At 68.4% G+C, this 12725-nt stretch carries 12 protein-coding genes; 4 read left to right on the plus strand and 8 right to left on the minus strand.

The annotated features are described in order from the left end of the window. The first annotated feature begins 7 nt into the window (after positions 1-7). From ASF63_RS10950 to ASF63_RS10960, 3 genes are read left to right on the plus strand one after another with little or no spacing between them, the layout of a single operon-like run. Entirely contained in the window at positions 8-1063 is a 1056-nt protein-coding gene (locus ASF63_RS10950; protein WP_056513607.1) for an LLM class flavin-dependent oxidoreductase, read from the plus strand. A gap of 38 nt (positions 1064-1101) precedes the next feature. After that, positions 1102-2097, plus strand: coding sequence for a Gfo/Idh/MocA family protein (locus tag ASF63_RS10955; protein ID WP_056513609.1), 996 nt, complete (start codon positions 1102-1104; stop codon positions 2095-2097). Next, on the plus strand, positions 2090-3067 hold the full coding sequence (locus ASF63_RS10960; protein ID WP_056513612.1) for an NYN domain-containing protein: 978 nt from the start codon (positions 2090-2092) through the stop codon (positions 3065-3067). Before ASF63_RS10955 ends, ASF63_RS10960 begins: the two co-directional genes overlap by 8 nt. Positions 3068-3089: 22 nt before the next feature. Here ASF63_RS10960 and ASF63_RS10965 read toward each other — a convergent pair whose 3' ends face one another. The 8 genes from ASF63_RS10965 to ASF63_RS11000 all read right to left on the minus strand — a co-directional run bounded on the left by ASF63_RS10965 (position 3090) and on the right by ASF63_RS11000 (position 11390). Continuing rightward, a complete protein-coding gene (locus ASF63_RS10965) occupies positions 3090-3383 on the minus strand; it encodes a Dabb family protein (RefSeq protein ID WP_056513615.1) in 294 nt (97 codons plus the stop codon). Then, a complete protein-coding gene (locus ASF63_RS10970) occupies positions 3380-4405 on the minus strand; it encodes a sugar phosphate isomerase/epimerase family protein (RefSeq protein WP_056513618.1) in 1026 nt (341 codons plus the stop codon). The genes ASF63_RS10965 and ASF63_RS10970 overlap by 4 nt, the downstream gene beginning before the upstream one ends. Before the next feature lie 28 nt (positions 4406-4433). Continuing rightward, positions 4434-5285 carry a sugar phosphate isomerase/epimerase family protein gene (locus ASF63_RS10975; protein WP_056513621.1) on the minus strand — a complete coding sequence of 284 codons (852 nt, stop codon included), beginning with the start codon at positions 5283-5285 and terminating at the stop codon, positions 4434-4436. A gap of 115 nt (positions 5286-5400) precedes the next feature. Next, complete coding sequence (locus ASF63_RS10980) at positions 5401-6609, minus strand: substrate-binding domain-containing protein (protein ID WP_056513624.1); 1209 nt, start codon at positions 6607-6609, stop codon at positions 5401-5403. Between the two features lie 2 nt (positions 6610-6611). Continuing rightward, a complete protein-coding gene (locus tag ASF63_RS10985; RefSeq protein ID WP_056513627.1) occupies positions 6612-7679 on the minus strand; it encodes an ABC transporter permease in 1068 nt (355 codons plus the stop codon). Then, on the minus strand, positions 7676-8758 hold the full coding sequence (locus ASF63_RS10990) for an ABC transporter permease (protein ID WP_056513630.1): 1083 nt from the start codon (positions 8756-8758) through the stop codon (positions 7676-7678). Before ASF63_RS10990 ends, ASF63_RS10985 begins: the two co-directional genes overlap by 4 nt. Beyond that, the gene (locus ASF63_RS10995; protein ID WP_056513633.1) at positions 8755-10284 is read right to left on the minus strand and encodes a sugar ABC transporter ATP-binding protein; all 1530 of its coding nucleotides are present in this window, start codon (positions 10282-10284) and stop codon (positions 8755-8757) included. The genes ASF63_RS10990 and ASF63_RS10995 overlap by 4 nt, the downstream gene beginning before the upstream one ends. Next, positions 10281-11390 carry a Gfo/Idh/MocA family protein gene (locus ASF63_RS11000; RefSeq protein ID WP_056513636.1) on the minus strand — a complete coding sequence of 370 codons (1110 nt, stop codon included), beginning with the start codon at positions 11388-11390 and terminating at the stop codon, positions 10281-10283. The genes ASF63_RS10995 and ASF63_RS11000 overlap by 4 nt, the downstream gene beginning before the upstream one ends. A gap of 114 nt (positions 11391-11504) precedes the next feature. On the opposite strand from ASF63_RS11000, the gene ASF63_RS11005 reads away from it, so the two are divergent. Next, a complete protein-coding gene (locus ASF63_RS11005; protein ID WP_056513640.1) occupies positions 11505-12701 on the plus strand; it encodes an ROK family transcriptional regulator in 1197 nt (398 codons plus the stop codon). Positions 12702-12725 lie beyond the last annotated feature (24 nt).

Genomic DNA, 12725 nt, shown 5'->3' on the forward strand with positions numbered 1-12725 from the left:
AGCTCTCATGGCAATCGATCTCGGATACTGGACCCCCGTCTACGGCGGATTCCTGCGCAACGTCACCGATGAGGGCCGGATGGCCGCCACCTGGGAGTACATCCGCGAGGTGTCGGTGAAGGCCGACCGCCTCGGGTTCCACACCACGCTCGTGCCGGAGCTCTACCTCAACGACCGCAAGGGCACCGACGCACCGAGCCTGGAGGCCTGGTCGCTGTCGGCCGCCATCCTCGCCGTCACCGAGCACCTGCGTGTCATGACAGCCGTGCGCCCCGGCTTCCACCTCCCGGCCGTGCTCGCGAAGACCGTCGGGACGCTGGATCAGATCGCCCCTGGTCGCGTCTCCCTCAACGTCGTCGCCGCGTGGTGGGCGGAGGAGGCCCGACAGTTCGGTGGACGGTTCACGACCCATGACGAGCGCTACGTGCAGGCCGAGGAATTCGTGACGGTGCTGAACGGCCTGTGGGAGCAGACGCCGTACTCGTTCCAGGGTTCGCACTATGCCCTCGACGGGACGATCGTCGAGCCGAAGCCCTCGACCCATCCCGTGATCTTCGCCGGTGGCGAGAGCGAAGCGGGGCGCGAGTCGATCGCCGGCTTCGCCGACGCCTACGTCATGCACGGCGGCACCCTCGATGAGGTTTGCGCCAACGTGACCGACATGAACGCGCGCTCCGATCGGCTGCACGGTCGCCCGATCGCCGAGTTCGGGATGCCGGCATATGTGATCGTCAGAGACACCGAGGCCGAGGCGCAGCGCGAGCTCGACCGCATCACGACCGTCGACCCCGACTCCCCCGGGTACGCGTCGTTCGAGGAGTTCCAGCGCAACTCGAAGCTGTCGCTCGAGCTCACCCGTCGCGAGTACTCGGTCGGCACCAGAGGCCTTCGCCCGAACCTCGTCGGCACGGCCGAGCAGGTCGCCGAGCGCATCCACGACTATGCGGATGCCGGGATCACGCTGCTGCTGATCCAGGCGTCGCCGCTCGACGAGGAGCTCGATCGGATCGCCGAGCAGGTCTTCCCTCTCGTGCCGCAGCGCACGCTCGCAGCTCTCGCCTGATCGTCACGGCTGTCGGCCGCACCCTCTACGCTGAGACCATGACTGGTCTTCGTTGGGGAATCCTCGCGACCGGCGGCATCGCCGGCGCGTTCGCATCCGATCTGCGCACCGCCGGGCTCGATCTCGTCGCCGTCGGCTCTCGCTCGCAGGACTCGGCCGACGCCTTCGCGGCCCGCTTCGACATCGCGCACGCGCACCCCTCGTACGACGCCCTCGTCGCCGACCCCGACGTCGACATCATCTACGTCTCCACGCCGCACCCCATGCACCACAAGGCTGCCCGCCTGGCGCTCGAGGCCGGCAAGCACGTGCTCGTCGAGAAGGCCTTCACCCTCAACAGAGGCGAGGCCGAAGACCTGCAGCGTCTGGCCACCGAGCGAGGACTCCTCGCGATGGAGGCGATGTGGACGCGGTATCTGCCGCACATGGTCCGCATCCGCGAGATCATCGCCGCCGGCACGCTCGGCGAGATCCGTGCCGTGAGCGCCGACCACACGCAGCTCCTGCCCACCGACCCCGCGCATCGGCTGAGCGCGCTCGAGCTCGGCGGCGGCGCACTGCTCGACCTGGGGATCTACCCGATCTCGTTCGTATGGGACATCCTCGGCGCCCCGACCGGCATCCAGTCGGTCGCCCGCCTGATCGAGACCGGCGCTGATGCCGAGGTCGCGACGATCATGACTCACGAGGGAGGCGCCATCTCGACCACCCTGTCGTCGTCGAGGGCGGCCGGACCGAACGCCGCAAGCATCATCGGCACGAAGGCGCGCATCGACATCGATCAGGTCTGGTACGCCCCGACGACGTTCCGCGTGGTCCTTCCCGACGGCACCGTCGCCGAGGAGTACTCCTCCGACGTCGCGGGCCGAGGCATGGAGTACCAGGCGCATGCCGCCGAGCGGCTCGTGAGCGAGGGCCTGCTCGAGGGCGACATCCTGCCGATCGCCGAGAGTGTCGCCATCATGGGCACCCTCGACGAGATCCGCGCCCAGATCGGCGTGCGGTACCCGGGCGAAGGAGCACACAATGGCTGAGGCACACGACGCGCGCGTCGCCGTCTATCTCGACTTCGACAACATCGTCATCTCCTGGTACGACCGGGTGCACGGACGCAACGCCTACGGCAAGGACCGCCAGCGCATCACCGAGAACCCCTCAGACCCCGAGGTCACCGAGCGGCTCTCCCGCGCGATGATCGAGGTCGGCGCGATCATCGACTACGCCGCCTCGTTCGGCACTCTCGTGCTCACCCGCGCTTACGCCGACTGGTCGTCTCCGGTGAACGCGGTGTACCGCTCGCAGCTCGTCGCGCGTGCGGTCGACCTCGTGCAGCTGTTCCCCGCCGCGGCCTACGCCAAGAACGGCGCAGACATCCGTCTGGCCGTCGATGCCGTCGAGGACATGTTCCGTCTGCCGGACCTCACCCACGTCGTGATCGTCGCCGGAGACAGCGACTACGTGCCGCTCGCGCAGCGCTGCAAGCGTCTGGGCCGCTACGTCATCGGCGTCGGCGTCGCCGGCTCCACCGCCAAGTCGCTGGCCGCCGCGTGCGACGAGTTCGAGGCCTACGACTCGCTTCCCGGCGTCGTGCGACCGACCAAGGCGACTGCCACCGCTCCCGCGGCCGTGGAGGTCCCCGAGCCGGTCGCCGAGCCCGAGCCCGCGGTGAAGGCCAAGTCCAGGCAGCCGGCCAAGACCGCCAAAGCGAAGGCCGCAGCGCCGGCGCCCGTGAAGGCCGAAGACCTGAACGACGGCACCGAGCAGGGCGAGGCGACCGAACTGCTGCAGCGGGCGCTGCGTCTCGGTCACGACAAGACCGACGCCGACGAGTGGCTGCACAGCTCGGCCGTGAAGACCCACATGCGACGCATGGATCCGTCGTTCAGCGAGAAGGCTCTCGGCTACCGGTCGTTCTCGGACTTCCTGAAGTCGCGCGAGAGCATCGCCGAACTCGAGGAGACCGGACACGAGCGCCTGGTGAAGCTGCGCGACTCGGCCTCCTGACCGAGGTCACGGTCACCGCCGCTCACTCCTCGAAGTCGTACTCCTGGAACGCCGCCACCTCGGGTACCCACCGCTCCGACACGAACGCGGTGTGCGCGGGGTGCTCGTTGTACGCCCGATAGGCGCTGACATCCTGGAACACCATCGAGAACTGGTGCTCCAGGTCGCTCTTCGGACTCACCTGCCTGCGGATCGTGAAATCTTCGACCCCGGGGATCGATGTGAGCACCGCCCGGCCGGTGGCGAGGAACTCGCGTTCCTCTGCCGAACCCGCCTCATGCACCAGGCGGAAGACGACAGTGTGCTGGATGGTCATGAGGGGGCTCCGGTCTCCTGGTTGCTGAAGGCGGCGTCGAAGGATGCCGAGGGCGCGGGCCACAGCAGCGACCGCACGTAGTGGAGGGCCTCGGGTGCTCCGTGCAGCCGATCCATACCGGCATCCTCCCATTCGATCGAGATGGGACCCGTGTAGCCGATCGCCTCGAGGGCGCGGAACGCGTCTTCCCATGGCACGTCGCCGTGACCTGTCGAGACGAAGTCCCAGCCGCGGCGCGGGTCACCCCACGGCAGGTGCGAGCCGAGCACCCCGGCACGACCGTTGTGCGGACGCATCCGGGTGTCCTTGCAGTCGACGTGGTAGATCCGGTCGGCGAAGTCGACGATGAACCCGACCGGGTCGATGTTCTGCCACATCATGTGCGACGGGTCCCAGTTGAATCCGAACGCCTTCCGGTGATCGATCGCTTCCAGGGCGTGCACCGACGACCAGTAGTCATAGGCGATCTCACCAGGGTGCACCTCGTGGGCGAAGCGCACACCCTCGCCGTCGAACACGTCGAGGATCGGGTTCCAGCGGGCGGCGAAGTCCTCGAAGCCTCCCTCGATCACCGATGCCGGCACCGGCGGGAACATCGCCACATAGGGCCAGATCGATGAGCCGGTGAACCCGACGACCGTGTCGATGCCGAGCTTGCGCGCCACGCGCGCCGCCCGCTTCATGTCGTCCGCTGCACGGGTGCGCACGCCCTCGGCATCGCCGTCACCCCACACGTAGTCGCGCAGGATCGCCTGATGACGGAAGTCGATCGGAGCATCGCACACCGCCTGACCGGCGAGGTGGTTCGAGATCGCGAAGATCCTCAGCCCATGTCGATCGAGGATCTCGAGTCGGGAGGCGACGTAGTCGTCGTCCTCGTCGGCCCGCCGCAGATCGAGGTGATCGCCCGAGGCCGCGACCTCGAGGCCGTCGTAGCCCCATTCGGCCGCGAGCCGCGCCACCTCCTCGAACGGCAGGTCTGCCCACTGTCCGGTGAACAGCGTGACGGGGTGGGTGGTCATGGACGCTCCTTCGTATCGCGTGACGGTGTCAGGCGCCGAGCGCCCTCAGAGCATGGATGCTGCGTCGGGCGAGTTCGTCCTGACTCGGTGCGAGAGGACGCCAGACGGATGCGGCGACCGCGATCGTCGCGTTCTCGCCCGTGAAGCTCTCGAGGCCGAGCGGTCCGCGGTAGCCCGCATCGTCGAGAGCCCTCAGCATCTCCGGCCAATCGGTGTGATCGTCGCCGACCGCTCCCCGATCGCTGCCGCACACCTGCACATGGGAGATCGACGAGCCTGCGGCCCGGACGGCGTCGGCGGGTTTCTTCTCCTCGATGTTGAGGTGGTAAGTGTCCAGCGCGAGCCCGACGCCGGCACCGAGCAGCGGTTCGAGCGCATCCAGGCTCTGCTCGACCGTGTTCAGCACGCTGGTCTCATACCGATTGAGCGGCTCGATCGCCAGCGCGATGCCCTTGGATGCGGCCTCCTCGGCCACGGGGCGGAGATTCTCGCGCAACTCGCGCACGACCTCCGCGCGTTCGTCAGGCGTCATCCGCCAGGTCGCTCCGGTCGGTGCATAGAAGGGGCCGGCGACGACATCCGACCCGAGAGTGAGGGCCGCGTCGATGCACGATCGCAGGTAGTCCTGCGTCCCGGCCACGTCTCCCGCTCGCGCGAGCAACGACCTGCCGGGGCCCATCGCCCCGACGACGATCGCGCCGAGCCCGAGGCCGTCCAGGACCTCGCGGGTGCGCCCAGGATCCCAGTCGCCGACGTTCTCGAGCGGCAGCTCCAGCGCCTGGTAGCCCATCTCGGCGGCCTTTCGCGCGAGCGGCTCGAGCGCCGCACCGGTGAGCGGAGACGTCCACACCCAGGTGTTGACGGCGATCGTGCGAGGCATCCTGCTCCTTCGGGGATGACTGCGGGCGTTTCGTCTCGTCGCTTCGCTGCTCGCTCAACGACCGTTTCTGGTCGTTGAGCGAGCGAAGCGAGACGAAACGCCCGCACGCGTGACTTTACGGGATCTGACGTTCCTGCCAGACCGTCGGGTAGCCGGGAAGATTCTCCCCGCCGAACTTGGCGTAATGCCCGTCGGGCATTCCGTCATTCGCCTCGAGGTAGTCGTCGAGCTCCGCCTCGGTGATCGGCTTCTGCGGCAGCACCCACTCCTTCGGCACCTCTTCGCCCGCGAAGACCATCTGCGCGGCGAGCAGCGGCGTGCGCCACTGGAAGTTCGAGTACACCGGCGCGAGACCCGTGAGACCCGTCTCCTTCCACTTCCGCAGGAAGCTCATCTCGTCTTCACCGGTCATGACCGGGTAGTCGGCACCGGCATCCTCGAATGCCTCGATCGCCGCGACCGCGCCGTCACCGGCATCCATCCAGATGCCCTGCACGTCGCCCTTGGCGAGCTCGTCGCTGATGATGCTCTTGATCTCGGCGGGGTCGGCACCCGTGAAGTAGTCCACGGCCTCGATGCCCGCCTCGTCGAAGAGCTTCTCGGCGGCAGCCCAACGGTGCTCGAGCACGTCGACACCGGGGAGGATCCGCAGCGCCACGACCTTGTCTCCCTCTTCGAGGTTGTCGATGAGGAACTCGGCCGTGTCGATGCCCCACGCGAATCCGCCGATCGGGTGGATGAACGTGACGGGGCAGTCGGTGTTCACGCCGCGGTCGAACACGATGACCGGCTTGCCTGTCTCACACGCCCGCTCGACGGCCGGAGTCATCGCCGCCGTGCTGTTCGGCGAGATGAGGAAGACGTCGCAGCCGCCCTCGGCGATGAAGTAGTCGATGTCGGCGATCTGCGTGTCATCGGAGTCCTGCGCATCGCGGGTCTCCATCTCGCTGATGGCGCCTGCCTCCTGCAGCGACTTGAGCTGCTCGTTCATCGTGATCCAGCCGGTCTGGCGCCACGGGTTCGAGATCGACGCGTTCGCGAAGCAGGCCTTCTTCGCTCCCTCGCTCGCGAACGCGGACGTGTCGACCATCTCGGCGTTGATGTGCTGGAGGTAGGGCTCGTCCGCCGGGCCCTGGGGCTCGACACCTCGCTCTTCCATCTGCTTGTCGAAGAGCTCCTGGTCGAACCACTCGGTGGTCTCGGCCGATTCGTCGGGACTGTCGGATTCGGCCGGCGCCACTGACGGGTCTGTCGTACACCCGGCGAGCGCGATGAGGCCGAAGAGAGCCACCCCTGCGGTGGCGATCCTCATTGATCGTCGCATTGCTAATCTCCTCTGGTTTCTGTGTGGATGGTGCGGGATGTTGCGGTGGATACGGGTTCTGCGGTTCCTGCGGTCTCCGAGGTACTGAGCTCGGGAGAGGTCCGGGGGCCTCGCCTGCGCCGGGCGCGGAATGCGACGGCGGAGTAGGCGACGGCGGCGATGATGATGACTCCCTGCACGGCGTCGCGCAGCGTCGAGGGGACGCCCGCGATGTTCAGCAGCATGAACAGGGCCTCGAGCGCGAAGGCGCCTGCAGCGGCGGCGACGATCCAGCCTCGTCCGCCGCCGAGCACGACCCCGCCGAGGACGACGGCCGTGATCGCGACGAACTCGTAGCCGCGACCGACAGAGGGGTGCACACCCGCGTAGCCGACCAGCAGCACGGCCGAGAGCGTGGCGGAGAGCGACGAGATCATGAACGCGCGGGTCGTGACCCAGGCGCTGCGGGCGCCGGCGAAGTCGACTGCCGTGGCGTTGTCGCCGACCGCGATGAGCAGCTTGCCGAGCGGTCGCTTCGTGATCCAGATGCCGAGTGCGAGCCAGCCGACCAGGATGAACACCGCCCAGGGGATGAACTCGAGCAGCGGTACATCGCGGATTCCACCGCGGCCGATCTCGCGGAAGCTGTCGGCGGGGTTGCCGGTGGCAGCTCCCCCCGTCCACCACATGACGCCGCCGAGAAGGGCGAGCATCATGCCGAGCGTGACGATGAAGGAGGGCACCTTGAGCAGCGTCGTGATCACTCCGTTGACGAGTCCGACCACGGCGCCGAAGGCGATCATGAGCAGCAGGACGGGGATCGTGCGCGAGTCGTCCTCTCCGACGAGGTTGCCGGCGATGATCACCTGTGCCGTGATCAGCGAGCCCTGCGACAGATCGAACTCGCCCGCGATGATGACGAAGTACTGGCCGATCGCGACGATCGCGATCGGAGCCACTCTCTGGATGAACCGCATGAACTGGCCGGGTTCGGCGAAGCTCGGGTTGAGGATCGTGACGGCGACGAGCAGGATCACGAGCAGCAGGAACACCGCACCCCGGGGGCTCACGAGTGAGCGCAGCGCGTTCATGAGCGCCCTCCTTCCACAGCGGTCCCCGTATCGGCGAGCTCCGATGCAGCGGCCGCCATCTCGGGCTCGGCCGCCTTGGCGGCGTCGTCTCCCCCGGTTCTCGTGCCCCCTGGGCCGAAGCGCGGGCGGCGACGGACGATCGCTCGCCGGCTGTAGACCGCGACGGCGGCGACGATCACGACGCCGCGCACCACGTCCTTCAGGAACGGATTCACCTGCATGACGCTCATCACGCTGTCGACCACCGCGAGGATCGCGACACCGCCGATCGCACCCCAGATCGATCCACGTCCCCCGAGCAGAAGGGTGCCGCCGAGCACGACGGCTGCGATCGAGAGCAGCGCGTACCCGCCCTGCTGGCCGACGGTCGGGCTGCCGACGCCGAGCCTGCTGGCGAGCAGCAGCCCCGCGAGCCCTGCGAAGACGGAGCACAGCACGTGGGCCGCGATCAGCGGCGGCCGGGTGCGCACCCCCGACAGCCGAGCGATGTCAGGATCCCCGCCGACGGCGTACAGGTGGGCACCGGTCCGGGTGCGGTTCAGGAGGAACCACACGACCACGGCGAGCGCGACCATGATGATGGTCGACACGGGAATCGGCCCGACGCCGGTGGCGCCGATCAGCTGGAACTCCCACGGCACGTTGCCGGACGAGCCCTCGAAGTTGGTGTTGAGGATGCCCTGCAGAATGAGGCCGACGCCGAGGGTCGCGATGAAGCCGTTCACCTTGAGCACCGTGACGATGAGTCCGTTGATGAGGCCGATCCCGGCGCAGACGAGCAGGGTGACCGCGACCGCGGCGGGGATGTTGCCAGGACTCCCGTTCATGATCGTGGCGGCCAGCAGGCTCGAGAGGCTGATGACGTAGGTGACCGACAGGTCGAGCGAGGCGCCGAGCACCACGAGCGTCTGACCGATCGCGACGAGTCCGAGCACGCTCATCCCGGTGAGGATGTCGCGGATGTTGCCCGCACTGAAGAAGTTGCGCCCGACGGTCGCGACGAGGATCGCGCCGACGATCAGGGCGAGGATCAGGATGCCGAGGACGATGACCGTCGAGTCGATCCGCACGCGCTTCATCGTGCACCTCCGTCGGTGGTCTCATCGTGCGGGGGGATCGCTCCGGTCGCGGCGCCGAGGATCTCGTGCTCGGCAGCCCCCGCCGGCAGCTCGGCGACGAGCTCGCCGTCGTGCATGACCAGGATCCGGTCGCTCATGCCGATCACCTCGGGGAGTTCGCTCGAGACCATCAGCACGGCCTTGCCCTGTGCCGCCAGATCTCGCATGAGCTGGTAGACGGCGTACTTCGCGCCGACGTCGATTCCGCGGGTCGGCTCGTCGAAGAGCACGATCTGCGGCTGCGTGAGCAGCCACTTCGCGAGCACGACCTTCTGCTGGTTGCCGCCCGAGAGGAAGCGCACCTCCTGGTCGAGCCCGCGCGAGCTGATCTCGAGAGAGCTGAGCACCCCCGGCACCTCTCGGCGGGACGCCGACGTGCGGCCGGAGAACACGCTCCGGATGACGAGCAGCGAGTTGTCGAGCACCGACTGGCCCAGCGCCAGCCCCTGCGCCTTGCGGTCTTCCGAGACGAGTGCGAGACCTGCCCGCACGGCGGCTCGCGCACTCGTGATGCGCGTGGATGCGCCGTCGACGCGCATGCTCCCCCGGACGAACGGGTCGATCCCGAAGATGCCCTCCACAAGCTCGGTGCGTCCGGATCCCTGCAGGCCGGCGATCCCGACGATCTCCCCCGCGCGGAGAGTGAGCGAGACCTCGTCGACGAAGGCATTGCCGCATCCCTCGAGCTCGAGCCGCGGCTCGCCGACGACCGTGCCGTCGACGGCATCCGGGAAGTACGACTGGATCGAGCGACCCACCATGCGGCGCACGAGCTCATCGGTCGTGAGGTCCGCCGTCGCGTCGGTCGACACGAGCGCGCCGTCTTTGAGGATCGTGATGCGGTCGCAGAGGTCGAAGATCTCCTTCAGCCGATGCGAGACGTAGATCACCGCGACACCGCGAGAGGTGAGTCGACGGATGATCGCGTAGAGCAGCTCGACCTCGCGGTCGCTGAGCGCGGCGGTGGGCTCATCCATCGAGATGACCCGTGCCTCGAACGACAGTGCCTTCACGATCTCGACGATCTGCTGCTCGGCGACCGTCAGCGAGCCGACCCGCGCCTGCGGATCGATGAAGGAGACGCCGAGATCGGCGAGGAGCTCCGCCGTCCGGGTGACCATCGCCTTGCGGTCGACGAACCCGCCGCGGCGCGGCTCGCGTCCGAGGTACACGTTCTGCGCGACCGTGCGCTCGGGAAGCAACGTGAACTCCTGGAAGACCGTCACGATCCCGTCGTCCATCGCCTGCCGAGGGTGTGTGTGGTGCACCTCGTCGCCGCGGTACCGCACGACGCCCTCGTCGGCGGGCTGCACTCCGGCGATGATCTTCATGAGCGTGGACTTTCCCGCCCCGTTCTCCCCCACGAGTCCGTGCACCTCACCAGGGCGCACGTCGAAGTCGATGCCCCTCAGCACCTCGACTCCGAAGAACGACTTGCGGATGCCCGACACCTCGAGCACCGCCTGCGTGTCGACTGCTGCGGTCATGCCGCCACCTCCGTCCAGCGACCGCCCGTGGCAGCGGAGGCGAGAACGGCCTCGGTCAGCACGGCGGATCGATACCCGTCTTCGAATGTCGGAAGGCCCGTCGGACGCGAGCCGCCTATCGCCGCGTACACGTCGGCGATGAATCCGTTGAACGCGTCCTGATAGCCCATCGCGTGGCCTGCGGGGACCCGCTGCAGACGGGCCGAATCGGGCGCGGCCGTGGCGGGGTCGCGCAGCAGGACGCGCGATTCCTGCCGCATCCCCACCCACAGCTCTTCGGGGCGTTCCTGCTCGAAGCGCAGGCTCTGCAGCGATCCGTGGAGCTCGAGCGTCAACGCGTTCTTGCGCCCTGCGGCCATCTGCGAGATGAGCAGCGTGCCGAGCGCACCCGATTCCGTCTCGACGAGGATCGCGACGATGTCCTCGGTGTCGACCGTCTGCCCTGCCCGCTCGTCGAACACGCGACGGGTGCGGGCGCTCAGAGACCGGATGCGCTCGCCGATCACGAACTCGATCAGGTCGCACAGGTGCGAGCCGATGTCGGCGAACGCCCTGGAGGCACCGCCCGTCGCCGATCGCACCCGCCAGTCGTCGTCGGTCGGGAGCAGCATCCAGTCCTGCAGATACGAGCAGTCGAGCGTGAGGAGCACCCCGAGGTCCCCCTGGGCGATGCGGGCCCGCGCCTCGCGCACCATCGGGTGATACCGGTAGACGAAAGGCACGGCGGCGACGCGACCGCGTCGCGCCGCGAGGTCGACGAGCCGCTTCGCGTCTTCGGCGTTCGTGGCCAGCGGCTTCTCGCAGATGACGTGCTTGCCCGCGTCGAGCGCACGGAGGGCGAGGTCGGCATGGGTGGCGTTCGGGGTGCAGATGTGCACGACATCGATGTCGGCGGCGTCCAACAGCGCGGCCACGTCGGTCTCGGCGCGACCGGCTCCGAGCTCGTCGGCCGCGTGCCTGCTTCCCGATGCGGAGCGGGTGGCGACGGCGCGCAGCTCGCCGCCTGCGTCGCGAGCCGCGGTGCGATGCACGCGGGCCATGAATCCTCCGCCGAGGATGCCGGCTCGGATCGTTCCGAGACCGGTGTCTGTGACATCCGTTGTCATGCCGGTGAGTCTGACACAGCGCGAGGGACTTCTGCTAGCCCCCTGTCAAAAGTTCTTTGTAACGAATCGGAAGTCAATCGAAGACACACGTAAGTGCTGTGGTTTACTGACGCAATGGTTGACGCACTTCGCCCCGCCGCGGCGGCGAATCCCGGTGCCGGAGAGATCTTCCAGATCCTCCGCGACGGCACCGCCCGCACCAAGGCCGAGCTCGCGGCCCTCACCGGCCTCGCCCGCTCGACAGTGGCGCTGCGAGTGGACGCGCTCCTGGCCGCCGGTCTGCTGCGCCCGGCAGGAGAGGCGGTCTCGACCGGTGGACGCCCGCCCGCCCGACTGGCCTTCAACCCCCGTGCCGGAGTCGTGCTGGCCGTCGATCTCGGCGCCACGCACGCGACGGTCGCGGTCGCCGACCTCGCCGGGATGATCCTCGATTCCCGCACACGCACGATCGACATCGGCGACGGACCCGAGAGCCTGCTCGATGTGATCCTCGCCGATGGCGCGACCCTTCTCGATACCCCCGCATCCGCCGGGATCTCGCTGCTCGGCATCGGGATCGGGGTTCCGGGCCCTGTCGAGCACTCGACGGGGCGACCGACCAATCCGCCGATCATGCCCGGGTGGGACCGCTTCGACGTCCCCGGCTACGTGCAGCGCACCTTCGACGTCCCGGTGCTCGTCGACAACGACGTCAACATCCTCGCGCTCGGCGAGCATGCCACGACCTGGCCCCACGTCGACGACCTGATCTTCGTCAAGGTGTCGACCGGCATCGGCGCAGGAATCATCGCGGGCGGCCAGCTGCAGCGTGGCGCCCAGGGCTCGGCGGGAGACATGGGGCACGTGCAGGTTCCGAGCGGATCGGGCTCTGCCAGGGAGCCCGGCGACGAGCGCGACCTCGAGGCTCTCGCCAGCGGGGCCGCGCTGGCGACGGCTCTACGGGCGGGCGGACACGAGGCGAGCAGTCCCGCCGACGTCGTCGACCTCGTCCGCGCCGGCAACGCCGTGGCCATCGAGGCGACGCGACAGGCGGGTCGCGATGTGGGCGAGGTCCTCGCCACGGTCGTCAATCTGCTCAACCCGTCGATCATCGTGCTGGGCGGCAGCATCGCCCGAGCCGGCGAGCACCTTCTCGCCGGGGTGCGCGAGGTCGTCTACCGGCGCTCGATCCCCCTCGCGACGCAGCATCTCGCGATCGTGCAGTCGCAGGCCGGTGACCGTGCAGCCGTGCTCGGTGCAGCGATCATGGTCGCGCGCGAGGTGCTCTCCCCTGCCAACGTCGATCGTCATGTGGCGGCGAGGACGCGCTGACCGCGCCTCCTCACCGCCACACCG

Origin of the sequence: Microbacterium sp. Leaf320, assembly GCF_001423485.1 — a bacterium.
In the GTDB taxonomy this organism is placed as follows: domain Bacteria; phylum Actinomycetota; class Actinomycetes; order Actinomycetales; family Microbacteriaceae; genus Microbacterium.

Excerpts from the sequence above, each read along its gene's own strand:
- ASF63_RS11000 (WP_056513636.1), bottom strand. The coding sequence starts at position 11,390 with ATGACAACGGATGTCACAGACACCGGTCTCGGAACGATCCGAGCCGGC.
- ASF63_RS10980 (WP_056513624.1), bottom strand. The coding sequence starts at position 6,609 with ATGCGACGATCAATGAGGATCGCCACCGCAGGGGTGGCTCTCTTCGGC.
- ASF63_RS10960 (WP_056513612.1), top strand. The coding sequence starts at position 2,090 with ATGGCTGAGGCACACGACGCGCGCGTCGCCGTCTATCTCGACTTCGAC.
- ASF63_RS10965 (WP_056513615.1), bottom strand. The coding sequence starts at position 3,383 with ATGACCATCCAGCACACTGTCGTCTTCCGCCTGGTGCATGAGGCGGGT.
- ASF63_RS10970 (WP_056513618.1), bottom strand. The coding sequence starts at position 4,405 with ATGACCACCCACCCCGTCACGCTGTTCACCGGACAGTGGGCAGACCTG.
- ASF63_RS10985 (WP_056513627.1), bottom strand. The coding sequence starts at position 7,679 with ATGAACGCGCTGCGCTCACTCGTGAGCCCCCGGGGTGCGGTGTTCCTG.
- ASF63_RS11005 (WP_056513640.1), top strand. The coding sequence starts at position 11,505 with ATGGTTGACGCACTTCGCCCCGCCGCGGCGGCGAATCCCGGTGCCGGA.
- ASF63_RS10975 (WP_056513621.1), bottom strand. The coding sequence starts at position 5,285 with ATGCCTCGCACGATCGCCGTCAACACCTGGGTGTGGACGTCTCCGCTC.
- ASF63_RS10955 (WP_056513609.1), top strand. The coding sequence starts at position 1,102 with ATGACTGGTCTTCGTTGGGGAATCCTCGCGACCGGCGGCATCGCCGGC.
- ASF63_RS10990 (WP_056513630.1), bottom strand. The coding sequence starts at position 8,758 with ATGAAGCGCGTGCGGATCGACTCGACGGTCATCGTCCTCGGCATCCTG.
- ASF63_RS10950 (WP_056513607.1), top strand. The coding sequence starts at position 8 with ATGGCAATCGATCTCGGATACTGGACCCCCGTCTACGGCGGATTCCTG.
- ASF63_RS10995 (WP_056513633.1), bottom strand. The coding sequence starts at position 10,284 with ATGACCGCAGCAGTCGACACGCAGGCGGTGCTCGAGGTGTCGGGCATC.